This window comes from Pseudomonas graminis, from assembly GCF_001705435.1.
GTDB lineage: Bacteria > Pseudomonadota > Gammaproteobacteria > Pseudomonadales > Pseudomonadaceae > Aquipseudomonas > Aquipseudomonas graminis_B.
The window spans coordinates 105,843-131,564 of record NZ_MDEN01000051.1 but is presented as its reverse complement, the minus strand read 5'-3'; the positions used below and the strand labels follow the sequence as shown (position 1 = coordinate 131,564).

The window sequence follows — 25,722 nt, the reverse complement described above, 5'->3', positions numbered from 1 at the left end:
ATCACCGAATTCAACTACCGCTACCACACCGACCGCGAGGCGCACATCTTCGTCGGCGTGCAGACCCACCCCGACACGGACCCTCGCAAAGCGCTGATCGCGAGCCTGACAGAACAGGGTTTTCCGGTGCTGGACCTGACCGACAACGAACTGGCCAAGCTGCACCTGCGGCACATGGTCGGCGGGCATTCAGAACGGGTGAGTGACGAAGTGGTACTGCGCTTTGAATTCCCGGAGCGGCCGGGTGCGCTGTTCGACTTCCTGAACAAGCTGGGCGGCAAATGGAATATTTCGATGTTCCATTACCGCAACCACGGTGCGGCGGATGGCCGAGTGGTGGCGGGCCTGGTGGTGCCGGAGGATGAGCGGCATCTGGTGCCGCAGGCGCTGGCGGAGATCGGTTACCCGTACTGGGACGAGACCAAGAACCCGGCGTACAAGCTGTTTTTGGGGTGAGCTCCGAAGACTGACACTGCTGACTTCAGCGGTTCATGCCCGGACCTACAGGATCAACAGCGGCAGCGGCATGCAACCGGCTGCTAATCTTCAAGCACAGCCAGACACAGGGACACGAACACAATGGAACACTTCGCTGCGCTGAAAATCCTGCACATCGCCAGCACGGTGCTGCTGTTCATCTGCGCGCTGGGGCTGATCGTGTGGATCGTGCGTGGCCGTCGGGCCGGCGATGCGACGGTGCAGAACCGCGCCATGCAACGGCCGTGGGCATTTGTCTGGGTGCTGATGGGCGTGTGCCTGTTAACCCTGCCGATCAGCGGCTGGTGGCTGGTCCACTACGCCGGTTGGCCGCTGGGACAGACCTGGCTGCTGGCGGCGAGCGTGCTGTATCTCTTCGGCGCCTTGAGCTGGGCCTGGCTGGCGGTACGGGTGAACCGCCTGCGCCGGCCGGTGATCGTGGGCAATTCCCGCTTCACCCTGGCCCTGGCCATCTTCAGTGTCGTTTGCTTCGTGGCGATCGCCGGTCTGATGGGCGCCAAACCGGTTTAACCTCCGTCATCAAAGCTGGCGGCACCGCAGCTCAACCTGCCGACAAAGAACAGTGGGAGCGAGCTTGCTCGCGAAGGCTTTTCAACCGCGCAGTGAAATCACCGGCCAGCCGCGACGGGTGGCTTCGGCGCGCAGCTTCTCATCAGGATCGACTGCGACCGGATTGGCCACCTGCTCCAGCAGTGGCAAATCGTTCATCGAATCACTGTAGAACCAGCTGTCGTCCAGGTTGAAGCCGTTTTCTTCGATCCAGCGATTCAGACGGGTAACTTTGCCTTCGCGGAAGCACGGCACGTCAGTGGTGCGCCCGGTGTAGCGACCGTCGACGACCTCGCACTCGGTTGCCAGCAACGTGTCGATACCCAGCCGGGCCACGATTGGCGCGGTCACGAAACGGTTGGTCGCCGTGATCACCACCAGCTTGTCGCCCGCGTCGCGGTGTTTGGCGATGAGGGCCATGGCCTTCGGCAGGATCAGGGGTTCGATGCAGTCGCGCATGAATTCCCGGTGCCATTCGTCGAGCTGCGCCATGTCAGTGCGCCCGAGGATTTCCAGGCTGAAATTCAGGTAGTCGGTCAGGTTTAGCGTGCCGGCCAGATAGTCCTGATAGAAAGCGTCGTTGCGTGCCTTGTACGCAGCACCGTCCAGGATGCCGCGCTCGCACAGGTAATCGCCCCAGGCGTGGTCGCTGTCGCCGCCGAGGAGAGTGTTGTCGAGGTCGAAGAGGGCCAGACGCATGGGCTTTACTCGCTGAAATATCAGAAAAAAGAGCACAAGAATACGAGGTTTGCCCGAGAGATCGCATCTATTAATGCAGTTGTCACGATAAGCTGTCGCAGCCTCGTTGCTGCCTTCACGATCTTTGTGGAACAATGCGGCGACATGCGTTTGCGAGGTTGTGGCCGTGATCGACCCCGATGGTTTTCGCCCTAATGTCGGGATAATTCTGACAAATGATGCTGGCCAGGTCTTATGGGCTCGGCGCATCAATCAAGACGCCTGGCAGTTTCCGCAGGGGGGTATCAACCCTCAGGAGACCCCGGAAGACGCGCTTTACCGTGAATTGAATGAAGAAGTCGGGCTGGAACGGCATGATGTTGAAATTCTTGCCTGCACCCGGGGTTGGTTGCGCTATCGTCTGCCGCAACGATTGGTCCGTACCCACAGCCAGCCGCTGTGCATCGGCCAGAAGCAAAAATGGTTTCTCCTGCGCCTGATCTCCAACGAGCAGCGGGTGCGGATGGATTTGACCGGCAAACCGGAGTTCGATGGCTGGCGTTGGGTCAGTTATTGGTACCCGCTGGGCCAGGTGGTGACATTCAAGCGCGAGGTATATCGCCGCGCACTCAAAGAGCTTGCCCCGCGCCTGTTGGCGCGCGACTGACACGGAGTTCGACCCCGAGCCATGCTCAATACGCTGCGCAAGATCGTCCAGGAAGTTAACTCCGCCAAGGATCTCAAGGCGGCGTTGGGCATTATTGTATTGCGCGTAAAAGAGGCTATGAGCAGCCAGGTCTGCTCGGTCTATCTGCTCGATCCTGAAGCGAACCGCTTCGTGCTGATGGCCACCGAAGGCCTGAACAAGCGCTCGATCGGCAAGGTGAGCATGGCCCCGAACGAGGGCCTCGTGGGTCTGGTGGGTACGCGTGAAGAACCGCTCAACCTCGAAAACGCCGCCGATCACCCTCGTTATCGCTACTTTGCCGAAACCGGCGAAGAACGCTACGCCTCGTTTCTCGGTGCGCCGATCATCCACCACCGCAGGGTAGTGGGCGTCCTGGTCATCCAGCAAAAGGAGCGACGTCAGTTCGACGAGGGCGAAGAAGCCTTCCTTGTGACGATGAGCGCGCAGCTCGCCGGCGTTATCGCCCACGCAGAAGCCACCGGCTCCATTCGCGGGCTCGGTCGGCAGGGCAAGGGCATTCAGGAAGCCCGATTCGTCGGAGTGCCAGGTTCGCCGGGAGCCGCCGTCGGTACCGCGCTGGTCATGCTCCCGCCGGCCGACCTTGAAGTCGTGCCGGACAAAACCGTCACTGACATCACCGCCGAACTCAAACTGTTCCAGACCGCCCTTGAAGGCGTGCGCAATGACATGCGCACCCTTTCGGCGAAGTTGGCCACACAATTGCGCCCAGAAGAGCGCGCGTTGTTCGATGTGTACCTGATGATGCTCGACGATGCGTCGCTGGGCAGCGAAGTCACCAACGTCATCAAGACCGGCCAGTGGGCCCAGGGCGCGTTGCGTTCGGTGGTCAACGAGCACGTCAAACGCTTCGAGCTGATGGACGACGCCTACCTGCGTGAGCGTGCATCGGACGTCAAAGACCTCGGTCGCCGCCTGCTCGCCTACCTTCAGGAAGCGCGCCAGCAAACACTGGTCTACCCCGACAACACCATCCTGGTCAGCGAAGAGCTGTCGCCCGCCATGCTCGGCGAGGTGCCGGAAGGCAAGTTGGTAGGCCTGATTTCGGTACTCGGCTCGGGTAACTCCCACGTCGCTATTCTGGCCCGGGCCATGGGCATTCCCACGGTCATGGGGGTGGTGGACCTGCCGTACTCGAAAGTCGACGGCATCCAGTTGATCGTCGACGGCTACCACGGCGAAGTCTTCACCAACCCGTCCGAGATCCTGATCAAACAGTATTCGGTCGTCGTCGAAGAGGAGCGCCAGCTCTCCCAAGGCCTCGACGCGCTGCGTGAATTGCCCTGCGTAACCCTTGACGGCCACCGCATGCCGCTGTGGGTCAACACCGGTCTGCTGGCAGACGTGGCCCGCGCGCAACAGCGAGGCGCGGAAGGCGTCGGCCTGTACCGCACCGAAGTCCCGTTCATGATTCAGCAGCGGTTCCCGAGCGAAAAGGAACAGCTCGCCATCTACCGTGAGCAATTGGCGGCGTTTCACCCGTTACCGGTGACGATGCGAACGCTGGACATCGGCGGCGACAAGTCGCTGTCGTACTTCCCGATCAAGGAAGACAACCCGTTCCTCGGCTGGCGCGGCATTCGCGTAACGCTGGACCACCCGGAAATCTTCCTGGTGCAGACCCGCGCCATGCTCAAGGCCAGCGAGGGCTTGAACAACCTGCGGATTCTGCTGCCGATGATCTCCGGCACCCACGAGACCGAAGAAGCGCTGCACCTGATCCACCGGGCATGGGGTGAGGTGCGCGATGAAGGCACCGACGTGCCGATGCCGCCAGTGGGCGTGATGATTGAAGTGCCAGCAGCGGTCTACCAGACCCGCGAGCTGGCGCGTCAGGTGGATTTCCTGTCTGTCGGCTCCAACGACCTGACCCAGTATTTGCTGGCGGTCGACCGCAACAACCCGCGGGTGGCGGATTTGTACGACTACCTGCACCCGGCGGTGCTCCAGGCGTTGCAAAGCGTGGTGCGCGATGCCCACGCCGAAGGCAAGCCGGTGAGCATCTGCGGCGAAATGGCCGGTGATCCTGCGGCGGCGGTGCTGCTGATGGCGATGGGTTTCGACAGCCTGTCGATGAACGCCACCAACTTGCCGAAAGTGAAGTGGATGCTGCGTCAGATCAACCTGAGCATGGCCAAGGACCTGTTGGCCCAACTGATGAAGAACGATAACCCGCAAGTCATCAGCAGCTCGCTGCAACTGGCGCTGAGGAATCTGGGCCTGTCGCGGATGATCAATCCGGGGTCTGTGAAGGGGCACTAAGGGCTGGCGCTGCGCTGCTCTTAGTGGGACCGGCTTCAGCCGGGAAGAGGCGGAGTCAAATCTGCAGGTCCACCTCACCCAATCTCCCGCCATACGGCCCAAAGCTACGCTCGATCAGCCGCCGGCTGCCATCCGCATTCACCCGCAACACCGTGCTCGCCCGCGTGCCGTAATTGGGGCTGGCGATGAACACGCTCGACAGCAATTTCTCCGTCGCAAGCCCAACGCCGGTGCTTGGCAGTTCAGCGTCCGGCGCAGGCGCGTGATCGCTGAGAAAGCCAAATAACGCGTCGGGATCAGGATTGTTCAGCTGTTCGAGCAGGGCGGCTTTGGCTTTCACCAGCTTAGGCCACGGCGTGTCGAGCCCGGCGTTGGACACACCGTAAACGCCTGCTTCCAAGCAGCGGGGTGTCGAATCGTTGCCGTTGAGGAAGTGCAACTGCTGACGATCACCCACCAGCAGATTGAACCCGCCGTATTCCGTTGATCTCGCTGCGATCTCACTCAGATACTCATCTACGGACACATCGCTGGTCAAAAAACGAGCAACCAATTCACCCCGCGAACGACGGCCAGGCGGCTTGCCCGGCTCGCGGATGTTGGTAAGCGCTGCGAATCGTCCGCCAGCATTGATACCCAGCCACGTCCCACCCGCTTCTAGATCGCGCCCGGCATACACCTGCGGCGCCTCTTCCCACTGGGCCAGCGGCAGAGTAGGACGGGCGTAGAACTCGTCACGATTGGCCGCCAGAATCAGCGGCTGAGCGTGCGTCGGCCGCCAGGCGAAGACGATGAGGCACATGGATGACTCCTTTTTGCGCCACTTTACCCACCCCGCACGCCGACATCCATCGCACGCTGCTAGAGCGGATCGGCGCGGTCCGGTAACATGCCGCACTGTTTTTGAGAGATGTCCGTGCTAGTGAGAGCGGCATCGTCGGCGTGCGAGGCTTTCATCGCGGTCGCTCTTACACCAGATTTCATCATTATTGGGTGGCACCACCTGCTGCCGCCGCCGCATAGTTCTGCTTCGTCGCTCAATGAGCGCTTCTATTTCAAGGAGTCGCAATGCTGCCTTACCCGCAGATTGACCCGGTAGCCGTGGCCATCGGTCCGCTGCAAATCCATTGGTACGGCCTGATGTATCTGGTCGGTATCGGCAGTGCCTGGTACCTGGCATCCCGTCGCTTGAATCGCTTTGACCCGACGTGGACCAAAGAAAAGCTCTCGGACATGATTTTCTGGGTCGCCATGGGCGTCATCGTCGGTGGACGGCTGGGCTACGTGCTGTTCTACGATCTGCCCAACTACATCGCCAACCCGCTGCTGATCTTTGAAGTGTGGAAGGGCGGCATGGCGTTCCACGGCGGCTTCATCGGCGTGATGATCGCGACGTACTGGTTCGGCAAGCGCAACGGCAAGTCGTTCTTCCAGCTCATGGACTTCATCGCGCCCATGGTGCCGATCGGTCTGGGTGCCGGGCGCATCGGCAATTTCATCAACGCCGAACTGTGGGGCAAGCCGACTGATCTGCCCTGGGCCATGGTGTTCCCCACCGACCCTGCGCAGCTGCCGCGCCACCCGTCACAGCTCTACCAGTTCGCGCTGGAAGGCGTGGCCTTGTTCGTCATTCTCTACTTTTTCTCCCGCAAGCCGCGTCCGACCATGGCCGTTTCCGGCATGTTCGCGTTGTTCTACGGCATCTTCCGCTTCGTGGTGGAGTTCGTCCGCGTGCCGGATGCCCAGCTCGGTTATCTGGCCTGGGGCTGGGTCACCATGGGGCAGATCCTCAGCCTGCCGATGATCATCGGCGGCCTGGTGCTGATCTGGCTGGCTTACCACCGCGCGCCCGCTGCCAACAACGCTGCGGTGTGACGCGCCGGGTACATCTGCTGAGCGCCGGGCCTTATGGGTTCGGCGGATTCACCGAAACAGAGGGCCTCTGGTCATGAAGCAATACCTTGAACTGCTGCAGGACGTCATCAACAACGGCACCCGCAAGGGCGACCGCACCGGGACCGGCACCACTGCCGTGTTCGGTCGGCAGATTCGCCACAACCTGGCCGATGGCTTCCCGCTGCTGACCACCAAAAAGCTGCACTTCAAGAGCATCGCCAACGAGCTGATCTGGATGCTCAGCGGCAACACCAACACCAAATGGCTCAACGAAAACGGCGTGACCATCTGGGACGAGTGGGCCACTGAAGACGGCGATCTGGGCCCGGTGTACGGCGCGCAGTGGACTGGCTGGCCGACCAAGGACGGCGGCAAGATCAACCAGATCGACTACATGGTCGACTGCCTGAAGAACAACCCAAACAGCCGCCGCATCCTGTTCCACGGCTGGAATACCGAATACCTGCCAGACGAGAAGCTGTCGCCGCAGGAGAACGTCAAGGCCGGGCGCCAAGCGCTTGCGGTGTGCCATTTGCTGTACCAGGCCTTCGTGGCCGACGGCAAGCTGTCGATGCAGTTGTACATCCGCAGTTCCGACGTCTTCCTCGGCCTGCCGTACAACATCGCCGCGCTGGCGCTGCTGACCCATATGCTGGCTCAGCAATGCGACCTGATCCCCCACGAGATCATCGTCAGCCTGGGCGACACTCACGCTTACTCCAACCACGAGGAGCAGATCGCGACGCAGCTCACCCGCACCCCGCGACAGCTGCCGCAGCTGAGCATCAAGCGTCGCCCTGAAAGCATCTATGACTATCGATTCGAAGATTTCGAGATCGTGGGTTATAACGCGGATCCGAGCATCAAGGCGCCAGTGGCTGTTTAAGCGCTGATCCGAAGCCATTCGCTGGACCTGCAGGAGCGCGCTTGCCCGCGATTGCGATTTGCCTGCGCCTCGACATTGCCTGACACACTGCGTTCGCGGGCAAGCGCGCTCCTACGCCCATCCTGACAGTGGGACCGGCTTTAGCCGGGAAGGCGTCGGATGCCATACCACAAACCGTTCAATGCCCGTGGCTGCGCCCTACGTGAGAGTGTTCGACATCGGCATCCACGACACTCCCGCTGATTTCCAGTCGATCCAGAATCCCGCAGTGATCCGGCGCGCCTTCGCTGCAGCGTTGGCGCAGGTCGACCAGTTGCTCCTGCAACGCTTGCAGGCTCGCGACGCGGGTGTTCACGTGCTGGATGTGTTCGTCGATCAGCGCGTTGACGTTCTCGCACTGGTCTTGCGGACTGTCGCGCAACGCCAGCAGGCTGCGGATCTCGTCGAGCGTCATGTCCAGGCTGCGGCAGTTGCGGATGAAGGTCAGGCGCTCGACGTGCTCTTGGGTGTACAGCCGATAGTTGCCGTCGCTGCGTGCAGGCTCACTGAGCAGTTCTTCGCGCTCGTAATAGCGGATGGTTTCCACCGGGCAGTCCGTCAGTTTCGCCAGTTCGCCGATTTTAAATGAAGGATTCATGCGCAAGACCTCAATAGGACGCTTGACCCTATAGTGGCTACAGGGTGTTCACTTGGCAACACGCACATTTAGAGACTCAATCCATGAGTGACTCTGTACACAAATCTTCCTCGCACAAACCCGCTCACGACGCGCCCGAACATGCCGAGCACGAGCACACTGCCCATGACCATTCCGGCCATGATCACGCAGATCGCGCCGATCACGATCACGCCGGTCATGACCACGGGCAAGCCAAACTCACGCCCGTGCACAAACACGACCACGCTGCCCACGCGTGCTGCTCCCATGACAGCGCACCGTCCGTCGTGACCATCGATGGCGCATCAGACGCTGAAGGTCAGCTCAGCAGCTTCCGCATCGAAGCCATGGACTGCCCCACCGAGCAGACGCTTATCCAGAACAAGCTCGGCAAGATGAAGGGTATTCAGAAGCTCGAATTCAATCTGATCAATCGCGTGCTGGGCGTGTGGCATGAGCTGCCGTCCACCGATCCCATCCGCGAAGCCATTGGCGCGCTGGGCATGCAGGCGGACTTGATCGAGGAGGGCGCCGACAAGGAAACCGCGTCGCTGCCGCCCGCCAACAAACCGTGGTGGCCGCTGGCGTTGTCGGGTGTCGCTGCGTTGACGGCGGAAGTCATCCATTTCACCAACGCCGCACCCACCTGGGTGGTCGCCATCGTCGCGCTGATCGCCATTTTCAGCGGCGGCCTGACCACCTACAAGAAGGGCTGGATCGCCCTGAAAAACTTCAACCTGAATATAAACGCGCTGATGAGCATTGCCGTTACCGGTGCAGTGCTGATCGGGCAGTGGCCGGAAGCGGCGATGGTGATGTTTCTGTTCACCGTCGCCGAGCTGATTGAAGCCAAGTCGCTGGACCGTGCCCGCAACGCAATCGGCGGCCTGATGCAGCTGACGCCGGAAACCGCCACCGTACAGCAGAACGGCGAGTGGCTTGAGCTTGAAGTCAAGGATATTGCGTTGGGCAGCGTCGTCCGGGTCAAGCCGGGCGAGCGCATCGGGCTGGACGGTGAAGTGGTTGCCGGCCAGTCGAGCATCGATCAGGCGCCGATCACGGGCGAAAGCCTGCCGGTCGAGAAAACTGTGGGCGACAAGGTCTTCGCCGGCACCATTAACCAGGCCGGTTCGCTGGAATACAAAGTGACCGCCGCCGCCAGCAACTCGACGTTGGCGCGGATCATCCACGCCGTCGAGGCGGCCCAAGGTGCGCGCGCGCCGACTCAGCGTTTCGTTGACAGCTTTTCCAAAATCTACACGCCCGCCGTGTTCGCGCTGGCGCTGGCGATTGCGATCATCCCGCCGCTGTTCATGGGGGCGGTGTGGTTTGACTGGATCTACCGCGCGCTCGTGTTGCTGGTGGTCGCGTGCCCGTGTGCGCTGGTGATTTCCACGCCAGTGACGATTGTCAGCGGTCTGGCAGCGGCGGCGCGCAAAGGCATTCTGATCAAGGGCGGCGTGTACCTGGAGATGGGGCACAAGCTCGATTATCTGGCCCTCGACAAGACCGGCACCATCACCCACGGCAAGCCGGTGCAGACCGATTACGTGTTGCTCGATGCGTCATTGGGCGAACAGGCGCTGGCGATCTCGGCGAGTCTGGCGGGCCGCTCGGATCACCCCGTTTCTCAAGCCATTGCCAAGGCGGCGCAGGAAGGCGCTCGGTTGCCGGTTGAAGCGTTCGAGGCGCTCGCAGGGCTTGGCGTGAAGGGCGAAGTGCAAGGGCGTTTGTACCATTTGGGCAACCACCGTCTGGTGCATGACGCCGGGTATTGCTCGCCGGAGCTGGAAGCGCAACTTGAAGCGCTGGAAAGCCAGGGAAAAACCGTGGTGCTGCTGTTCGATGCCTCCGGCCCGTTGGCGTTGTTTGCGGTGGCCGACACGGTCAAGGACAGCAGCCGCGAGGCCATTGAGCAGCTGCATGCGCTGGGCGTGAAGACGATGATGCTGACGGGTGACAACCCGCACACGGCCAAGGCCATCGCCGCTCAGGTGGGCATCGATCAGGCCCAGGGCAATCTGATGCCGACCGACAAGCTGCAAGCCATCGAAGCCCTGTATGCGCAGAACCATCGCGTGGGCATGGTCGGCGACGGCATCAACGATGCGCCGGCGCTGGCCCGGGCGGAGATCGGTTTCGCCATGGCGGCGGCTGGCACGGACACCGCCATCGAAACCGCCGACGTGGCGCTGATGGATGATGATCTGCGCAAGATCCCGACCTTCATTCGCCTGTCGCGGGACACGGCGGCGGTGCTCAAGCAGAACATCGCGCTGGCGTTGGTGATCAAGCTGATCTTTCTGGCGGTGACCTTCGCCGGCATGGCGACCATGTGGATGGCGGTGTTCGCCGACATGGGCGTGAGTCTGTTGGTGGTGGCCAACGGGTTACGGTTGTTGAAGAAGTAACGCTGATGACCAGGAATTGATGGCGCTCAGACTTGCCTCTTCCCGGCTGAAGCCGGTCCTACTAACGCCACGCGTACATTGATGATGGTGCCCATGCTCTGCGTGGGCACCATCATCCGGTTACTTCCCGTACTTCTCCCGTCCCCAGGCGATCATTTCTTCCAGCAAGCCTTTCAACACCGCCTGCGTTGGCTCGGCCAGATCGGGGCGGTAGTGGAACGGCACAAATTCGTCCATGTAGGTGCTCTGCGCCAGTTCCAGTTGCACGGCGTGGATATGGTTGGCCGGATCGCCGTAATGGCGGGTGATGTGGCCGCCCTTGAAGCGCCCATTCAGCACATGGCTGTAAAGCTTCGCGGCAGCGCATGCTGTGTCCAGACGCTGGGCCAGCGCTTCATCACAGCTCGCGCCGTTGAACGTGCCCAGGTTGAAGTCGGGCAGTCGACCGTCGAACAAGTGCGGGATGTGCCCACGAATGGAATGCGCATCGAACAGCAGTGCGTAACCGAACTCGGCGCGCAGGCGTTCGAGCTCGCTGCGCAGCGTGTCGTGATACGGCGTCCAGATCTTCTCCAGATAGCTCGCGCGTTCCTCCTTGCTCGGCGCCAAACCCTCCCTGAACAGCGGATCCCCCTCGAACAGCGTCGAGGGGAACAACCCGGTGGTCGCGCCGGCGTACAGCGGCGTATCGTCGGACGGGCGATTGAGGTCGATGACGAAGCGCGAATATTCCGCCGACAGCACGCTGGCCCCCAGATCAGACGCAAAGTCGTACAGGCGCGGAATATGCCAGTCGGTGTCCGGCAGGCTCACGGCCTCATCCACCAGACCGTCACGCACAACGGGCGTCAGGTGCAGCCCCGGGTGCGGCATGCTGATCAGCAGCGGTACGCGACCGCGAGTGAAACTCAGAACCTTGTCCACAGTATTCCCCTGATTAGAGAGTGCGTTCCACGCCATAACGCACGACGCGTTTGTCCAGATCGCCGCCCAGCCAGTAGGCGAGGTCGGCAGGCCGTTCGATGTGCCAGGCGACGAAATCCGCCGTCTTGCCCACCTCCAGCGAACCATGGGTCCCCGCCATGCCCAGCGCTTGAGCGGCGTGGATGGTTGCGCCGGCCAGGGCTTCTTCCGGCGTCATACGGAACAGCGTGCAGGCCATGTTGAGCATCAGCCGCAGCGACAGGCCCGGCGACGTGCCCGGATTGAGATCGGTGGAAATGGCGATCTTCACTCCGTGTTTGCGCAGGGCATCCATTGGCGGCAACTGAGTTTCGCGCAGGAAGTAGAACGCCCCCGGCAGCAAGACGGCGACCGTGCCTGAGGCCGCCATCGCAATGGCGTCTTCTTCGGTCATGAACTCCAGATGGTCAGCCGACAGCGCCTGATAACGCGCCGCCAGACTCGAGCCATGCAGCGAGGACAACTGCTCGGCATGCAGCTTGACCGGCAGGCCCAATTGGCCCGCGGTGATGAACACCTGTTCGACCTGTGCCGGCGAGAAGGCGAGGTATTCGCAGAACGCATCGACGGCATCCACCAGATTTTCCGCCGCCAGCGCCGGCAGCATCTCGCTGCAGATGTGGGCGATGTAGTCATCGGCGCGGTCTTTGTATTCGGGGGGCAGGGCATGGGCGGCGAGGCAGGTGCTGCGCACGGTGACCGGCAGGTTTTCGCCCAGTTGGCGAATGACCCGCAGGATTTTGCGTTCGCTGGCGAGGTCCAGGCCGTAGCCGGATTTCATCTCGATCGTGGTCACGCCATCCCTGAGCAGATGAAGCAGACGACGTTCGGCGCTGGCGTAGAGTTCTTCTTCACTGGCGGCCCGGGTAGCGCGCACGGTGCTGGCGATGCCGCCACCCGCTGCGGCGATCTCGGCGTAGCTCACGCCCTGCAAACGCTGCTCGAATTCACCGCTGCGGTTACCGCCGAACACCGTGTGGGTATGGCAATCGATCAGGCCGGGCGTCACCCACGCGCCGTTCAGGTCGACGCGCTTGACGTCGCCCGGGTCCGGCAGGTCTCGGAGAGGACCGATCCAGACGATCTGCGCTGCATCGGTCACGATGGCGGCGTCCTCGATGATCGAGTACGTGCCGTTCGCCATGGTTGCTGCGTGACAGTGGTGCCAGAGCGTTTTCATCGATGCCTCCAAGGGTCCGGTTTCACAACCTGTTTCGGATATTGCAAGTGCTAAGTGTGGGAGTGAGCTTGCTCGCGAAGAGGCAAGTGAGTCCGCCGAATCTCCGGCGCCTGAACTTCAGTCTTCGCGAGCAAGCTCGCCCCCACACGGACCGTTCATGACAGTCCATTTATCAGCTGTTTGATGTGGCCTTGATCAGGTTTTGCTTCGGCTTGACCCATACCCAGTACGCAACCACCAGCAACCCGATCCACACCGCCCCCACCACCAGCGCGGCCTGGCTGTCCGGGAAATAACCCAGCACGCCAAACACAAACACCATGAACAAGGTGGCAACAATCGGCGCCACGGGCCAGAACGGCACCGGGAATTTCAGCTGGGCGACTTCTTCTGCGCTCATGGAGCGGCGCATGGCGATCTGCGTGACCAGAATCATCAGCCACACCCAGACCGTCGCGAAGGTCGCAATCGAGGCGATCAGCAGGAACACGTTTTCGGGAATCAGGTAATTCAGCACGACGCCGCAGAGCAGCGCGATGCCCATCACCAGCACCGTCATCCACGGCACGCCCTGAGCAGACAGCTGAGCAAAACCCTTGGGCGCCTGACCCTGTATGGCCAAACCGTACATCATGCGTCCGGCACCGAAGATGTCGCTGTTGATCGCCGAAACGGCTGCAGTGATGACCACGATGTTGAGGACGGTGGCGGCGGAGGAAATCCCCAGGTGATCGAAGATCTGGACGAACGGGCTGCCCTGGCTGCCGATCTGCTGCCACGGGTACAGCGACATCAAGACGAAGAGCGTGAGCACGTAAAACAGCAGAATTCGCAGCGGGACCGCATTAATTGCGCGCGGTATCACCCGCTCCGGGTTGCGTGCTTCACCGGCAGTGATACCGATGATTTCGATGCCGCCGAAGGCAAACATGACGACCGCCAGCGAGGCCACCAGGCCGCTGATGCCGTTGGGCATGAAGCCGCCGTAGGCCCACAGATTGCTCACGCTGCTGACGCCGCCGCCCGAGACCGAACCGATGCCGAACAGCATGATGCCGAAGCCCGCGAGGATCATCGCGATGATCGCGCCGACCTTGAGCAGCGACAGCCAGAACTCCGTTTCACCGAATACCTTGACGCTGCACAGGTTCAGCGCGCCGATCAGAAACACAATGCCGAGCACCCAGATCCAGCGGGGCACCTCGGGGAACCAGAAGCCCATGTAGATGCCGAACGCGGTGACATCGGCCAGACAGACGATGACCATCTCGAACGCGTAGGTCCAGCCAAGGACAAACCCGGCGAGGGGGCCCAGGTACGTGGTGGCGTACTCGCCGAACGAGCCGGACACCGGGTTGCGCACGGCCATCTCGCCGAGGGCGCGCATGACCATGTAAACGGCAGCGCCGGCGATGATGTACACCAGCAGCACGGCGGGGCCAGCCAGCTTGATCGCCGACGCGGAACCGTAGAACAACCCGGTGCCAATGGCCGAGCCCAGCGCCATGAAGCGTATGTGACGCGCGCTGAGCCCGCGTTTAAGATCTGTAGCGTTTTGCGATGTCATTTCACACGTTCCTAGTCTTACTTTTTGCTGCGAAATGAGCGGCTCTTTTGGGAGTGAGCTTGCTCGCGATTGCGGTGTGTCAGACGGCAAATGCGTTTCTGACTTATTGCATCGCGAGCAAGCTCATTCCTACAGGGGTAATCCCCCCACTCATTTCAACGACAGGCCATCCTGGCCTGTCCCGATCAAAAACTCGGCAGCAGGTCAGCAGAAACCAGGTCGCTCAGGCAGTTGGAAGCCAGCAGCTCGATGGCGGCCTCGATATCAGGGGCGAAGAAGCGGTCCTTTTCATAGAACGGGACTTTGCCGCGCAGCGTAGTGCGGGCGATTTCCAGTTTTTCAGAGGTCTTCAGACCGTTGCGCAAGTCCAGACCCTGACACGCAGCCAGCCATTCTACAGCCAGCACGCCGCGAGTGTTCTCCGCCATTTCCCATAACCGCTTGCCGGCGGCAGGCGCCATCGACACGTGGTCTTCTTGGTTGGCGGACGTGGGCAGGCTGTCGACGCTGTGTGGGTGGGACAGTGCCTTGTTTTCACTCGCCAGCGCTGCAGCCGTGACCTGGGCAATCATGAAACCTGAGTTCACGCCGCCGTTGGCCACCAGGAACGGCGGCAGCTGCGACATGTGCTTGTCCATCATCAGCGAGATGCGGCGTTCGCTCAGTGAGCCGATTTCAGCGATGGCCAGGGCGATGTTGTCGGCAGCCATGGCAACCGGTTCGGCGTGGAAGTTACCGCCGGAAATGACTTCACCTTCGGCTGCGAATACCAGCGGGTTGTCCGACACTGCGTTGGATTCGATCGCCAGCACTTCGGCGGCCTGACGCAGTTGGGTCAGGCAAGCGCCCATGACTTGGGGCTGGCAGCGCAGGGAGTAGGGGTCCTGAACCTTGTCGCAGTCGCGATGGGAGTCGGAGACCTGACTCCCCTCGCCGAGCAGCTCGCGATAGGCCGCAGCCGAATCGATCTGGCCGCGCTGACCGCGAGCCGCATGAATGCGTGCGTCGAACGGCGCGCGGGAGCCGAGCACGGCTTCAACGGTCAGCGCGCCGCAGCTCAGGGCGCCGGCGAACAGGTCTTCGGCTTCAAACAGGCCGCGCAGCGCGTACGCCGTCGACACTTGGGTGCCGTTGAGCAGCGCCAGGCCTTCTTTGGCCGCCAGCGTCAGCGGCGTGAGCCCGGCAATCGCCAGAGCTTCCACGGCGTTCAGCCATTCGCCCTTGTGGCGCGCCTTGCCTTCGCCCAGCAGCACCAGCGACATGTGCGCCAATGGCGCGAGGTCGCCGGACGCGCCCACCGAACCCTTGAGCGGGATGTGCGGGTAAACCTCGGCGTTGATCAGGGCAATCAGCGCGTCGATCACCTGACGGCGAATCCCGGAGAAGCCCCGGCTCAGGCTGTTGACCTTGAGCACCATGATCAGGCGCACCAGCTCATCGCTGATCGGCCCGCCAACCCCCGCAGCGTGGGACAGCACCAGCGAGCGCTGCAGATTTTCGAGGTCGGCGCTGGCGATGCGCGTCGAGGCCAGCAGGCCGAAACCGGTGTTGATGCCGTAGGCGGTGCGGTTCTCGGCGAGGATCTGCTCGACGCAGGCCACGCTGTCTTCGATCTGCCGATCGGCGCTGGCGTCGAGGGTCAGCGTGACGGGTCGCTGATAAATCGCGCGCAGCTGGGCGAGGCTCAACTGGCCAGGGATCAGATTCAGCGGGGTCGCCTGTTGGGTGTCGGTCACGATGCTGCTACTCCTGAATGGGTATCGGTCGTCTGCGCTGAACCGGCTCCTGCCTGTCCCGCGCGGGGGGCGCATGCGCTGCGACCGTTGTTGTCGGTGTCGGGATTAGCGCCTGCCGCGTAGTCGCGGCAGCGCTGAAATACGGTTTCCAATGACTCTTCGTTCTTCAGCAGCGTCACGCTGCTGGCAATGTCCGGGGCCAGCCAGCGGTCTTCGTCGTAGGCCGGCACGCGTTCGCGCAGCAAACGCCAAGCCGCCTCGGTGCCGACGCCAAAGCGCGGGCCCTTGAAAAACTCGAACGCCTGGGCGGCCAGCAAATACTCGATGGCGAGGATCTGCGTCACGTTCTCCAGCACCTTGTGCAGCTTCAAGGCGGCGCTGGTACCCATGCTCAGATGATCCTCCTGCAGGCCGGACGTCACGTAGTTATCGATGACCGCCGGTTGTGCCAGCTGGCGGTTTTCCGCGCACAGCGAGGCGGCGACGTATTGGGTGATCATCATCCCGGAATTGACCCCCGGCTGGCTGACCAGAAACGCCGGAAGCCCGCTGACTGTCGGGTTGATCAGCCGGTCGAGCCGCCGCTCGGCAATCGAGCCCAGTTCGGCCATGGCAATCGCCAACAGATCAGCGGCCATCGCCACGGACTGGCCGTGGGGGTTGGCCTGGGAGACCACGCGATACGCGTCGGGCGTGCCCAGCAGCAGCGGGTTGTCGGTGGCGGAGTTGAGCTCGATCTCGATCTGCCGGGTCGCATGGGCCAACTGGTCGCGCGTAGCGCCGTGGACCTGGGGGATAGAGCGGATGCTCAAGGCGTCTTGGGTGCGGATGCCCTGACTGTTGGCGAGCACCTCGCTGCCGGCGAGCAGACCGCGCAGGTTTTTGCCCACCTGTTGCATGCCGGGGTGCGGCTTGAGGGCGATGATGGTTTCGTCGAAGGCGTCGAGTTGCCCACGCAGGCCTTCGAAGGTCATGGCGCTGATGACATCGGCCCACTGCATCAGGCGATTCACGTCGGCAATCGCCAGGCAACTGAGGCCGGTCATGCACGGCGTGCCGTTGACCAGACACAGACCGTCTTTCGCACCCAGTTCCACCGGCGACAGGCCTTCTTCGCTCAGCGCCTGCAAGGCCGACATCAACTGCCCGCGATAACTGACCTGACCGACGCCCAACAGCGCGACGCCGATGTGCGCCATATGAGTGAGGTAACCCACCGACCCCTGGGACGGCACTTGCGGGGTGATGCGTCGATTGAGCAAGGCGAGCAAGGCCTCGACCACTTGGCGGTGAATTCCGGACTTGCCCTGGCTGTAATTGATGATCGCGGCGCAGGTGATCGCGCGGGTCTGCTCGTCTGGCAACGCCGGGCCGACGCCGCAGGCATGGCTGAGCAGCGTGTTGCGCGACAGCCGGCCGAGTTGCTCACCCGCCAGCGACACATTGCACAGCGCGCCGAGGCCGGTGTTCACGCCATAGGCGCGCTCGCCGCTGGCAACGATGCGCTGCACGATCGCCTGGGCATTGTCGATCCGCGCCCACGCGCCTTCGGACAACGACAGCGTTGCGCCATGGCGGGCAACGGCGGTCACGTCCCGCCAACTGAGCGGGCCTTCGCCAATGATGATCTGTTCTGCTCGCGACATGACCGCAGCGTCCTTAGAGAGTCGCCACGCGCCGCTGCACGAAGCGATCGACGTAATCGTCGGCAGGCGAGTAGAGGATTTCTTTCGGTGTCCCGACCTGGATCAGCTGTCCGTCCTTGAGAATCGCGATGCGGTTGCCGATGCGCACGGCTTCGTCGAGGTCGTGGGTGATGAAAACGATGGTTTTCTTCAGGTTCGATTGCAGCTCCAGTAACTGATCCTGCATCTCGGCGCGGATCAGCGGATCGAGTGCGCTGAACGCTTCGTCCATCAGGATAATGTCGGTGTCGGCCGCCAGCGCCCGTGCCAGGCCGACACGCTGACGCATGCCGCCGGAGAGCTGATGGGGGTACTTTTTCTCGTAGCCCTTCAGGCCCACCGTGGTGATCCAGTGCTGCGCGCGCTCGGCGCATTGCGTTTTGCTCTCGCCACGAATGGTCAGGCCGTAGGCGACATTGTCGATCACGGTCTTGTGCGGCAGCAGGCCGAAGCTCTGGAATACCATGCTGATCTTGTGCCGACGGAAGTTGCGCAGCGCTTCCATGTCGTAGGTCAGGATGTTTTCGCCATCGACCAGAATCTCGCCGCTGGTGGGGTCGATCAGGCGGTTGAAGTGGCGCACCAGGGTCGATTTGCCGGAGCCCGACAGGCCCATGATCACAAAGATCTCGCCGCTGGAGATAGACAGCGACAGGTCGTTCACGCCGACCACGCAGCCGGTCTGCGCCAGCACCTGATCCTTGCTCTGGTTGTTCTGAACCATTGCCAGGGCATCCTTGGCGCGGTTGCCGAAGATCTTGTACACGTTCTTGACGACGATTTTGCCGCCCGTGTTCTCTGGAACGCCCGTGCTCAGTGGATTGCCCGAGCTCGCTGGATTGATAGTCTCGACGCTCATTTGTTCGCCTCATGCCGTGGACGGCCGTAGGCCTGCGTAATACGGTCGATCACGACCGCCAGAATGACGATGGCCAGGCCCGCTTCCAGGCCGCGTCCGACGTTGAGGGTCTGAATGCCGACCAGCACGTCTTCGCCCAGCCCGCGAGCACCAATCATCGAGGCGATCACCACCATCGACAGCGCCATCATCGTGGTCTGGTTGATCCCGGCCATGATGCTTGGCAGGGCCAGCGGCAGTTGCACGCCGAACAGTTGCTGCCAGCGGTTGGCGCCGAAGGCGTTGATCGCTTCCATGACCTCGCCATCGACCTGACGAATGCCCAGATCGGTCAGGCGAATCAGCGGCGGCGCGGCGTAGATGACCGTGGCGAAGATCGCCGGGACCTTGCCCAGACCGAACAGCATCAGCACCGGAATCAGGTACACGAAGCTGGGCATGGTCTGCATGATGTCCAGCAGCGGCATCAGTATCGAGCGCAGGCGATTGCTGCGCGCCGACAGAATGCCGAGCGGTATGCCGATAATCACCGAGATCAGCGTGGCGACCAGCATCAGCGCCAGGGTTTGCATCAGCTTGTCCCACAGGCCAACGGCACCGACCAGAAACAGCAGGCCGACGATGACCACCGTGGTGGTGATCTTGCGGGTCGCGTGCCAGGCGATCAGGCCGACGATGGCCAGCAGCAGCCACCACGGCGCAACGCGCAGCAGGCCTTCGAGCTTGACGATGGCCCACAGCAGCGTGTCGGAGATGTGCCGGAACAAGTCGCCGTAGTTGGTGACCAGCTTGTCGACCCAGTCATTGACCCAGTCGGCGATGGAGAACGTGAAGCTTTCGGGGAACATATCGTTATCTCGATGTTTAGAGTGGCGGCCTGGTTCATGTAGGAGCGTGGCTTGTCCCGCGATCTGTCGCGAAGCGGCAGCAAAATCAAACGCTGCGGTGTGTCTGACATACCGCGTTCGGCTTATCTACGACCGGTTCCCGGCCGCTCGCGGGACAAGCCACGCTCCTACAGACAGCGGTGCCTGTCAGAGAGAGGCATCCACCTTCTTCGCCGCATCCTCGCTCACCCACTGATGCCAGACTTCCGGGTGCTCCTTGAGGAAGATTTTCGCCAGCTTCGGCGACTCGATGCGCTCTTTGGTCATGCGCGCCAGATTCTGGTTGAGCAGGTCGATCGGGATGTTGACCTTCTCCATCACCGACACCAGTTCAGGCGCCTGTTCGTGGAACGCCTTGGACAGGCCGACCTTGATCTCGATGGTCTTGTTCACGCCGGCTTTCTCTTCCAGACGCACCATGTCCACCTGGCCCATCAGCGGGGTCGGCGACCAGTAGTACGCCAGGATCGGCTCGCCTCGCTTGTAGCTGGACAGAATCGCCGCATCCAGCGCCGGGCCGGTGCCTGGGCGGAAGTTGGTGTATTTGCTTTCCAGGCCATAGCTCTTCAGCATTTCGCTGTTTTCCAGCTCGCAGGTCCAGCCGGCCGGGCAGTTATAGAAACGGCCTTTTTCCGGCTCTTCGGCGTCCTTGAACAGGGCTGCGTATTTGCCCAGATCGGCGATGGACTTGAGGTCCGGTGCCTTGGCTTCCAGCTTGCGCTTGGCGTCGCCTTCGATCACGTAGCGCGGCACGTACCAGCCTTCCACCGCACCCTTGACCGGCGAACCGACGCCGACCACTTTGCCGGCGGCTTCAGCCTTGTTCCAGACTTCGCTACGGCCGACCCACTCTTCGGCAAACACTTGAATATCATTGGTGCTCAGGGCGTTTTCCATGGTGATGGAGTTGCCCGGCAGGCTGTCCACTTCGCAGCCATAACCCTTGTTCAGCACCACTTGCAGCACATCGGTCAGCAGCATTGCGCTTTCCCAGTTCAGGCCGGCGAATTTCACCGGCTTGCCGGACTCGCACCATCCCGCCGCCTGACTGGCGCCACTGGCGAGTACGCCCGCGGTAAGCAACGTGGATAGCAGGGCCTTTTTCGTGTTCATTGAGTGACGCTCCGGTCTTGTAGTGGATGACGGCAGTAACGAAAACAGACGGCTTCCAGCCGGGGGAGAGGCACTTGTCGGCCTCGTCCCGCTTCTCTCTCCAGCATGCCTCCTGCAACAGACGTGCATGACGAACGGTCAGTTCACCGCCACGTGCGCAGGGGCAGCGGCGCGACTTGCCTGAGGTGCCCCCGAATCCGTCGGCAGGATCAAGCGATCGGCCACATTGCCCGGCCACCTCTTCGCCGCCCCGTAGTACAGCACAGCCGGCACGATGAGGCCGATGATCCACGAGATGTCGGTGTCATCGAGGCTCGCCACCAGCGGCCCGGTGTAGAAATGTGTGGAGATAAACGGCATCTGAATCAGCACGCCCAGCACGTAGATCCCGATGCCCATCCCGTTCCAGCGGCCATAGCGACCGTTAGGGTCCGACAGCGCCGGAATGTCGTAGCGCTCTTTGGTGATGCAGTAGAAATCCACCAGATTGATCGCGCTCCACGGCGTGAAGAATGCCAGCAGAAACAGGATGAAGGCCGAGAAGTCCTTGAGGAACGAGTCCTTGCCCAGCAGCGCCAGAGCTGTCGCGATCCCGACCATGGCGAAGATGTACGTCAGCCGCAGCGCGCTGGAGATGTGCCGATTGCCACGGAAGCCGCTGACGATGGAGGCGATGGACATGAAGCTGCCGTAGGCGTTGAGCGTAGTGATGGTCACCTTGCCGAACGCGATGCTGAAATACAGCGCTGCTGCGACCGCGCCGGTCCCGCCGAGGCCGACGATGAACGAGACCTCGTGATGGGCGAAGTTTTTACCGGCCAGCGCCGCCGCGAACACGCCGAACACCATCGACGCCTGCGCGCCGATCACCGACCCCAGACCTACCGCCCAGAATGTTTTGCCGGCTGAGGTGCTACGCGGCAGATAGCGCGAGTAGTCCGCGACGTAAGGGCCAAAGGCGATCTGCCAGGACGCCGACAGGGAAATCGCCAGCAGGAAGCTGCTCAGCGAGAAGTGCTTATTGCCCAACAGCGCGCCGACGTCGTTGCCCGCCAGCAGTGCGGCGAACAGGTAGACGAACGCGATCACGCCAATGAGGCTGGCGACCCGGCCGATCAGGTGGATGACCCGGTAGCCCAGAATGGTCAGTACCACGATGGCCGCCGCGAAGATCACCACGCCCTGCCAGTCCGGCACGTTGATCAGTTGTGCCACCGCCTGGCCCGCGAGCAGCGAGCCGCTGGCGGAAAAACCGATGTACATCAGGCACACCAGCACCAGCGGAATCACCGCGCCATAAACGCCGAACTGCACCCGACTGGAAATCATCTGCGGCAGACCGAGCTTCGGGCCTTGTGCTGCATGGAGTGCCATCACGCCACCGCCGATGAGTTGCCCGATGAACAGCCCGATCAGCGACCAGAACACATCGCCGCCCAGCACCACGGCCAGCGCCCCGGTGACAATCGCTGTGATTTGCAGGTTGGCGCCCAGCCAGAGGGTGAACTGACTGAACAGACGGCCGTGTCGTTCGGCATCAGGGATGTAATCGATTGAACGCCGCTCGATCACGGAAGCAGGTGCAGCACGATCATCTGGAACAGCCATCTCAAACATCCCCGAAACAGTTCTGGAAGCGCTAGTCGTCAGGCACATTTCTGCGCGGATCTGTGGGGGCGAGCTTGCTCGCGAAGGGGCCGGTACATCCGCAGCATCACCTGCGTCTGACATTCAGCATTCGCGAGCAAGCTCGCTCCCACAGGGTTCAGCGCGATGGCCACTGAAGTATCAGATCATCGGCAGGTTCAGGCCCTGCTCTTTGGCGCAGTCGATCGCAATCTGATACCCGGCATCGGCATGACGCATCACGCCGGTGGCCGGGTCGTTGTGCAGGACGCGGGCGATACGTTCGGCAGCTTCATCGGTGCCGTCGCAGACGATGACCATGCCCGAGTGCTGCGAGAAGCCCATGCCGACGCCGCCGCCGTGGTGCAGCGAGACCCAGGTCGCGCCGCTCGCGGTATTGAGCAGCGCGTTGAGCAGCGGCCAGTCGGACACGGCGTCGGAGCCGTCCTGCATCGATTCGGTCTCGCGGTTCGGGCTGGCGACGGAGCCGGAGTCCAGGTGATCACGGCCGATCACCACCGGCGCCGACAACTCGCCGCTGCGGACCATTTCGTTGAAGGCCAGGCCCAGCTTGGCGCGCTGACCCAGGCCGACCCAGCAGATACGTGCCGGCAGACCCTGGAAGCTGATGCGCTCACGGGCCATGTTCAGCCAGTTGTGCAGGTGCGCATCGTCCGGGATCAGCTCTTTGACTTTGGCGTCGGTCTTGTAGATGTCTTCAGGGTTGCCCGACAGCGCGGCCCAGCGGAAAGGACCGACGCCACGGCAGAACAGCGGGCGAATGTAAGCGGGCACGAAACCGGGGAAATCGAACGCGTTGGTCACGCCAACTTCCTTGGCCATCTGACGGATGTTGTTGCCGTAATCGAACGTCGGCACGCCCAGTTTCTGGAACGCCAGCATGGCTTCGACGTGCTCGGCCATGGACTGCTTGGCGGCCTTGACCACGGCGGCAGGCTCGGTGGCGGCGCGCTCGCGGTACTGCTCCCATGTCCAGCCTTTGGGCAGGTAGCCGTTGAGCGGGTCGTGGGCGCTGGTCTGGTCGGTGACCATGTCCGGGCGCACGCCACGGCGGACCATTTCCGGGAGGATCTCGGCAGCGTTACCGCACAGGGCGATCGAGATCGCCTTGCCTTCGGCGGTGTACTTGGCGATGCGGGCAAGGGCGTCGTCGAGGTCAGTGGCTTGCTCGTCGACGTAACGGGTTTTCAGGCGGAAATCGATGCGGCTCTGCTGGCATTCGATGTTCAGCGAGCAGGCGCCCGCCATCCCTGCCGCGAGTGGCTGCGCGCCGCCCATGCCGCCCAGGCCTGCGGTCAGTACCCAACGGCCCTTCAGGTTGCCGTCGTAATGCTGGCGACCGGCTTCGACGAAGGTTTCGTAGGTGCCTTGGACGATGCCTTGGCTACCGATGTAGATCCAGCTGCCGGCGGTCATCTGGCCGTACATCGCCAGGCCTTTTGCATCCAGTTCGTTGAAGTGCTCCCAGCTCGCCCAGTGCGGCACCAGGTTGGAGTTGGCGATCAGCACGCGGGGCGCGTTGCTGTGGGTCTTGAACACGCCGACCGGTTTGCCGGACTGCACCAGCAGGGTTTCGTCGTCGTTCAGGTTCGTCAGGCTCTCGACGATCTTGTCGTAGCACTCCCAGTTGCGCGCTGCTCGACCGATACCGCCGTAGACCACCAGTTCGTTCGGGTTCTCGGCGACTTCCGGGTCGAGGTTGTTCATCAACATCCGCAACGGCGCCTCGGTCATCCAGCTCTTGGCGGTCAGTTGCGTGCCACGGGCTGCGCGGATTTCCACATCGCGGCGTTTGGTCCATTGCTGAGCAGGGGTGTTGTGGTCAGTAGTCACTTAACAGTCCTCGATGATCGATCCGGCCTGGACGCGGGAGTCCGTGACGAACGTGGGAATAAGGTTCTGCATGAGTGCTGCCGTTGTAATCCGAACCGGCTGGGAACAGCTTTTATCGACTCATGCTTACTTGTACATACAAGCATATGCAACCAAGAGGCCAACGTTGCTTTTGCAAGTGCAGAAACCCCTTCGGCCCGCATTGCTGCGCGCTTGCCAAGGTTTCAGCCGTGCGAAGGCTTACGGATTCAAGGAAGGTGAAAAGAAGGGAATTGTTACTTTTCGGTGCGAACGCCCCAGCTCAGTGCATGACTGGGGTAACAGAAGAGTTATTTACGGAGCCACTGACCTGTGGGAGCGAGCTTGCTCGCGAAGCGGTTGATACATCCGCAAAATCTCCTGCTGATGTACTGCCATCTTCTTGAGCAAACTCACTCCCACAGGGCCAGTGTCTGCGGCGCGATACCGTTGTGTCTGGACTCAATCAGCGCTGGGCCAGCTTGCTGCGCAACAGCCACACCCCGGCCAGCGCCGACGCGATCGAGCCCAGCAACACGCCCACTTTCACTTCATCGATCAGATGCGCTGCGCCCGGGAAGGCCAGGTTGCCGATGAACAGACTCATGGTGAACCCGATCCCGCAGAGCAGGGCCACGCCATACAGCTGGGGCCAGTTGCTGCCTTCCGGCAGTGTCGCCAGCCCGGACCGGATCGCCAGCACCGCAGCGAGAAACACGCCGATCTGCTTGCCGACAAACAGCCCCAGCGCCACACCCAGCGGCACCGGGTCGACCAGATTGCCGAGAGTAATGCCCGACAGGGACACGCCCGCATTGGCAAATCCGAAAATCGGCACCACCGCGAACGCCACCCAGTAGTGCATTTTCTCTTCAAGAAACAGCAGCGGCGAGCGGGCTTCTTCTTTGCGTGTGCCCAGCGGAATGCACAGCGCCAGGGCTACACCCGCCAACGTTGCATGCACGCCTGACTGCAGCACAAAGAACCACAACAACAGGCCGAGCAGCAGGTATGGCAGCAATCGCTGCACGCCCATGCGGTTCATGATCACCAACACGGCCAGCGTCGCGAAGGAGGCGCCCAGCATCGGCATGTTCAGGCCGGTGCTGTAGAACAGCGCGATGATGGTGACGGCGCCCAGGTCATCGAGAATCGCCAGCGCGGCCAGAAACACCTTCAGCGACGTCGGCACCCGCTTGCCCAGCAACGACAGCACGCCAAGGGCGAAGGCGATGTCAGTGGCTGCCGGGATCGCCCAGCCGCTCATGGTTTCGGCGTTGCCCATGTTGACGCCGATGTAGATCAGCGCCGGCACCAGCATGCCGCCCGCTGCCGCGAAACCGGGCAGCGCACGCTGACCCCAACTGGCGAGACCGCCGGCCAATACTTCGCGTTTGATTTCCAGGCCGACCATCAGAAAGAAGATCGCCATCAGCCCGTCGTTGATCCACAGCTCGATCGACAACCCGCCCCAGACACTGTGCAGTGCGGCGAAATACGAGGGGGCGAGGGGGGAGTTGGCGACGATGATCGCGGCGAGGGCGGCGCCCATCAGCACAAGGCCGCCTGCCGACTCCGATGCAAGGAAACTGGCAAGAATGGCGAGGGCTCGTGGGCTTTCTTTATTGTCGTTGAGCGTCGTCATGGTCGTCCCTGTGCTGGCGAAAAAAACGCAATCTAACACAGGGAC

At 62.1% G+C, this 25,722-nt stretch carries 20 protein-coding genes and 1 pseudogene; 7 read left to right on the top strand and 14 right to left on the bottom strand.

All coding sequences use genetic code 11. From position 1 onward, the window contains the following. Together BBI10_RS03320 and BBI10_RS03315 are read left to right on the top strand one after the other, a co-directional pair. A pseudogene (locus BBI10_RS03320) lies at nucleotides 1-456 on the top strand (threonine ammonia-lyase, biosynthetic); the annotation flags it as partial. A gap of 123 nt (nucleotides 457-579) precedes the next feature. After that, nucleotides 580-1,008, top strand: a complete 429-nt coding sequence (locus BBI10_RS03315) for a DUF2269 family protein (protein WP_065986727.1) — start codon at nucleotides 580-582, stop codon at nucleotides 1,006-1,008. 81 nt (nucleotides 1,009-1,089) lie between these two features. On the opposite strand, the gene BBI10_RS03310 is transcribed toward BBI10_RS03315, so the two are convergent. After that, nucleotides 1,090-1,746 (bottom strand): HAD family hydrolase, encoded by a 657-nt coding sequence (locus tag BBI10_RS03310; RefSeq protein WP_065986725.1) that lies wholly within the window; start codon nucleotides 1,744-1,746, stop codon nucleotides 1,090-1,092. Nucleotides 1,747-1,912: 166 nt separating this feature from the next. Between BBI10_RS03310 and BBI10_RS03305 the strand changes: the two genes are divergently transcribed. After that, nucleotides 1,913-2,392 carry an RNA pyrophosphohydrolase gene (locus tag BBI10_RS03305; RefSeq protein WP_062379340.1) on the top strand — a complete coding sequence of 160 codons (480 nt, stop codon included), beginning with the start codon at nucleotides 1,913-1,915 and terminating at the stop codon, nucleotides 2,390-2,392. A gap of 21 nt (nucleotides 2,393-2,413) precedes the next feature. After that, nucleotides 2,414-4,693: a phosphoenolpyruvate--protein phosphotransferase gene (gene ptsP, locus BBI10_RS03300; RefSeq protein ID WP_065986723.1), complete on the top strand. Its 2,280-nt coding sequence runs from the start codon at nucleotides 2,414-2,416 to the stop codon at nucleotides 4,691-4,693. A 55-nt stretch (nucleotides 4,694-4,748) separates the two neighbouring features. Here the strand turns inward: ptsP and BBI10_RS03295 are convergent, their stop codons facing one another. Beyond that, complete coding sequence (locus BBI10_RS03295; protein ID WP_065986721.1) at nucleotides 4,749-5,495, bottom strand: NRDE family protein; 747 nt, start codon at nucleotides 5,493-5,495, stop codon at nucleotides 4,749-4,751. A gap of 266 nt (nucleotides 5,496-5,761) precedes the next feature. Between BBI10_RS03295 and lgt the strand changes: the two genes are divergently transcribed. Both lgt and BBI10_RS03285 read left to right on the top strand, forming a co-directional pair. Continuing rightward, nucleotides 5,762-6,568, top strand: a complete 807-nt coding sequence (gene lgt, locus BBI10_RS03290) for a prolipoprotein diacylglyceryl transferase (RefSeq protein ID WP_065986720.1) — start codon at nucleotides 5,762-5,764, stop codon at nucleotides 6,566-6,568. A 73-nt stretch (nucleotides 6,569-6,641) separates the two neighbouring features. Continuing rightward, complete coding sequence (locus BBI10_RS03285; RefSeq protein ID WP_065986719.1) at nucleotides 6,642-7,475, top strand: thymidylate synthase; 834 nt, start codon at nucleotides 6,642-6,644, stop codon at nucleotides 7,473-7,475. A gap of 178 nt (nucleotides 7,476-7,653) precedes the next feature. Here the strand turns inward: BBI10_RS03285 and cadR are convergent, their stop codons facing one another. Then, nucleotides 7,654-8,112 (bottom strand): Cd(II)/Pb(II)-responsive transcriptional regulator, encoded by a 459-nt coding sequence (gene cadR, locus BBI10_RS03280; protein WP_065986718.1) that lies wholly within the window; start codon nucleotides 8,110-8,112, stop codon nucleotides 7,654-7,656. 83 nt (nucleotides 8,113-8,195) lie between these two features. Here cadR and BBI10_RS03275 point away from each other — a divergent pair, with 83 nt between their 5' ends. Continuing rightward, nucleotides 8,196-10,544: a heavy metal translocating P-type ATPase gene (locus BBI10_RS03275; RefSeq protein ID WP_065986716.1), complete on the top strand. Its 2,349-nt coding sequence runs from the start codon at nucleotides 8,196-8,198 to the stop codon at nucleotides 10,542-10,544. A 120-nt stretch (nucleotides 10,545-10,664) separates the two neighbouring features. Here the strand turns inward: BBI10_RS03275 and hutG are convergent, their stop codons facing one another. The 11 genes from hutG to nhaA all read right to left on the bottom strand — a co-directional run bounded on the left by hutG (nucleotide 10,665) and on the right by nhaA (nucleotide 25,677). Continuing rightward, nucleotides 10,665-11,468: an N-formylglutamate deformylase gene (gene hutG, locus BBI10_RS03270; RefSeq protein WP_065986714.1), complete on the bottom strand. Its 804-nt coding sequence runs from the start codon at nucleotides 11,466-11,468 to the stop codon at nucleotides 10,665-10,667. Nucleotides 11,469-11,481: 13 nt separating this feature from the next. After that, nucleotides 11,482-12,687, bottom strand: a complete 1,206-nt coding sequence (gene hutI, locus BBI10_RS03265; RefSeq protein ID WP_065986712.1) for an imidazolonepropionase — start codon at nucleotides 12,685-12,687, stop codon at nucleotides 11,482-11,484. A 172-nt stretch (nucleotides 12,688-12,859) separates the two neighbouring features. Then, nucleotides 12,860-14,254, bottom strand: a complete 1,395-nt coding sequence (locus BBI10_RS03260; RefSeq protein ID WP_065986710.1) for an amino acid permease — start codon at nucleotides 14,252-14,254, stop codon at nucleotides 12,860-12,862. 185 nt (nucleotides 14,255-14,439) lie between these two features. Next, nucleotides 14,440-15,990: a histidine ammonia-lyase gene (hutH, locus tag BBI10_RS03255; protein WP_065986708.1), complete on the bottom strand. Its 1,551-nt coding sequence runs from the start codon at nucleotides 15,988-15,990 to the stop codon at nucleotides 14,440-14,442. Beyond that, the gene (gene hutH / locus BBI10_RS03250; RefSeq protein WP_083233005.1) at nucleotides 15,987-17,636 is read right to left on the bottom strand and encodes a histidine ammonia-lyase; all 1,650 of its coding nucleotides are present in this window, start codon (nucleotides 17,634-17,636) and stop codon (nucleotides 15,987-15,989) included. The genes hutH (BBI10_RS03255) and hutH (BBI10_RS03250) overlap by 4 nt, the downstream gene beginning before the upstream one ends. 13 nt (nucleotides 17,637-17,649) lie before the next feature. Further along, nucleotides 17,650-18,534 (bottom strand): quaternary amine ABC transporter ATP-binding protein, encoded by an 885-nt coding sequence (locus BBI10_RS03245; protein ID WP_065986706.1) that lies wholly within the window; start codon nucleotides 18,532-18,534, stop codon nucleotides 17,650-17,652. Further along, a complete protein-coding gene (locus BBI10_RS03240; RefSeq protein ID WP_065986704.1) occupies nucleotides 18,531-19,382 on the bottom strand; it encodes an ABC transporter permease in 852 nt (283 codons plus the stop codon). Before BBI10_RS03240 ends, BBI10_RS03245 begins: the two co-directional genes overlap by 4 nt. A gap of 186 nt (nucleotides 19,383-19,568) precedes the next feature. Next, nucleotides 19,569-20,534 carry an ABC transporter substrate-binding protein gene (locus BBI10_RS03235; RefSeq protein WP_065986702.1) on the bottom strand — a complete coding sequence of 322 codons (966 nt, stop codon included), beginning with the start codon at nucleotides 20,532-20,534 and terminating at the stop codon, nucleotides 19,569-19,571. Nucleotides 20,535-20,672: 138 nt separating this feature from the next. Next, nucleotides 20,673-22,142, bottom strand: a complete 1,470-nt coding sequence (locus BBI10_RS03230; RefSeq protein ID WP_065986740.1) for a purine-cytosine permease family protein — start codon at nucleotides 22,140-22,142, stop codon at nucleotides 20,673-20,675. Between the two features lie 180 nt (nucleotides 22,143-22,322). After that, on the bottom strand, nucleotides 22,323-24,014 hold the full coding sequence (gene hutU, locus BBI10_RS03225; protein WP_065986700.1) for a urocanate hydratase: 1,692 nt from the start codon (nucleotides 24,012-24,014) through the stop codon (nucleotides 22,323-22,325). A 484-nt stretch (nucleotides 24,015-24,498) separates the two neighbouring features. Beyond that, the gene (gene nhaA / locus BBI10_RS03220) at nucleotides 24,499-25,677 is read right to left on the bottom strand and encodes a Na+/H+ antiporter NhaA (RefSeq protein ID WP_065986698.1); all 1,179 of its coding nucleotides are present in this window, start codon (nucleotides 25,675-25,677) and stop codon (nucleotides 24,499-24,501) included. Between the last annotated feature and the right edge of the window lie 45 nt (nucleotides 25,678-25,722).

What these genes read in the sequence shown, in the direction of transcription:
- BBI10_RS03315 (WP_065986727.1), top strand. Translation starts at nt 580, where the DNA reads ATGGAACACTTCGCTGCGCTGAAAATCCTGCACATCGCCAGCACGGTG.
- BBI10_RS03310 (WP_065986725.1), bottom strand. Translation starts at nt 1,746, where the DNA reads ATGCGTCTGGCCCTCTTCGACCTCGACAACACTCTCCTCGGCGGCGAC.
- ptsP (WP_065986723.1), top strand. Translation starts at nt 2,414, where the DNA reads ATGCTCAATACGCTGCGCAAGATCGTCCAGGAAGTTAACTCCGCCAAG.
- BBI10_RS03295 (WP_065986721.1), bottom strand. Translation starts at nt 5,495, where the DNA reads ATGTGCCTCATCGTCTTCGCCTGGCGGCCGACGCACGCTCAGCCGCTG.
- lgt (WP_065986720.1), top strand. Translation starts at nt 5,762, where the DNA reads ATGCTGCCTTACCCGCAGATTGACCCGGTAGCCGTGGCCATCGGTCCG.
- BBI10_RS03285 (WP_065986719.1), top strand. Translation starts at nt 6,642, where the DNA reads ATGAAGCAATACCTTGAACTGCTGCAGGACGTCATCAACAACGGCACC.
- cadR (WP_065986718.1), bottom strand. Translation starts at nt 8,112, where the DNA reads ATGAATCCTTCATTTAAAATCGGCGAACTGGCGAAACTGACGGACTGC.
- BBI10_RS03275 (WP_065986716.1), top strand. Translation starts at nt 8,196, where the DNA reads ATGAGTGACTCTGTACACAAATCTTCCTCGCACAAACCCGCTCACGAC.
- hutI (WP_065986712.1), bottom strand. Translation starts at nt 12,687, where the DNA reads ATGAAAACGCTCTGGCACCACTGTCACGCAGCAACCATGGCGAACGGC.
- BBI10_RS03260 (WP_065986710.1), bottom strand. Translation starts at nt 14,254, where the DNA reads ATGACATCGCAAAACGCTACAGATCTTAAACGCGGGCTCAGCGCGCGT.
- hutH (WP_083233005.1), bottom strand. Translation starts at nt 17,636, where the DNA reads ATGTCGCGAGCAGAACAGATCATCATTGGCGAAGGCCCGCTCAGTTGG.
- BBI10_RS03245 (WP_065986706.1), bottom strand. Translation starts at nt 18,534, where the DNA reads ATGAGCGTCGAGACTATCAATCCAGCGAGCTCGGGCAATCCACTGAGC.
- BBI10_RS03240 (WP_065986704.1), bottom strand. Translation starts at nt 19,382, where the DNA reads ATGTTCCCCGAAAGCTTCACGTTCTCCATCGCCGACTGGGTCAATGAC.
- BBI10_RS03235 (WP_065986702.1), bottom strand. Translation starts at nt 20,534, where the DNA reads ATGAACACGAAAAAGGCCCTGCTATCCACGTTGCTTACCGCGGGCGTA.
- BBI10_RS03230 (WP_065986740.1), bottom strand. Translation starts at nt 22,142, where the DNA reads ATGGCTGTTCCAGATGATCGTGCTGCACCTGCTTCCGTGATCGAGCGG.
- nhaA (WP_065986698.1), bottom strand. Translation starts at nt 25,677, where the DNA reads ATGACGACGCTCAACGACAATAAAGAAAGCCCACGAGCCCTCGCCATT.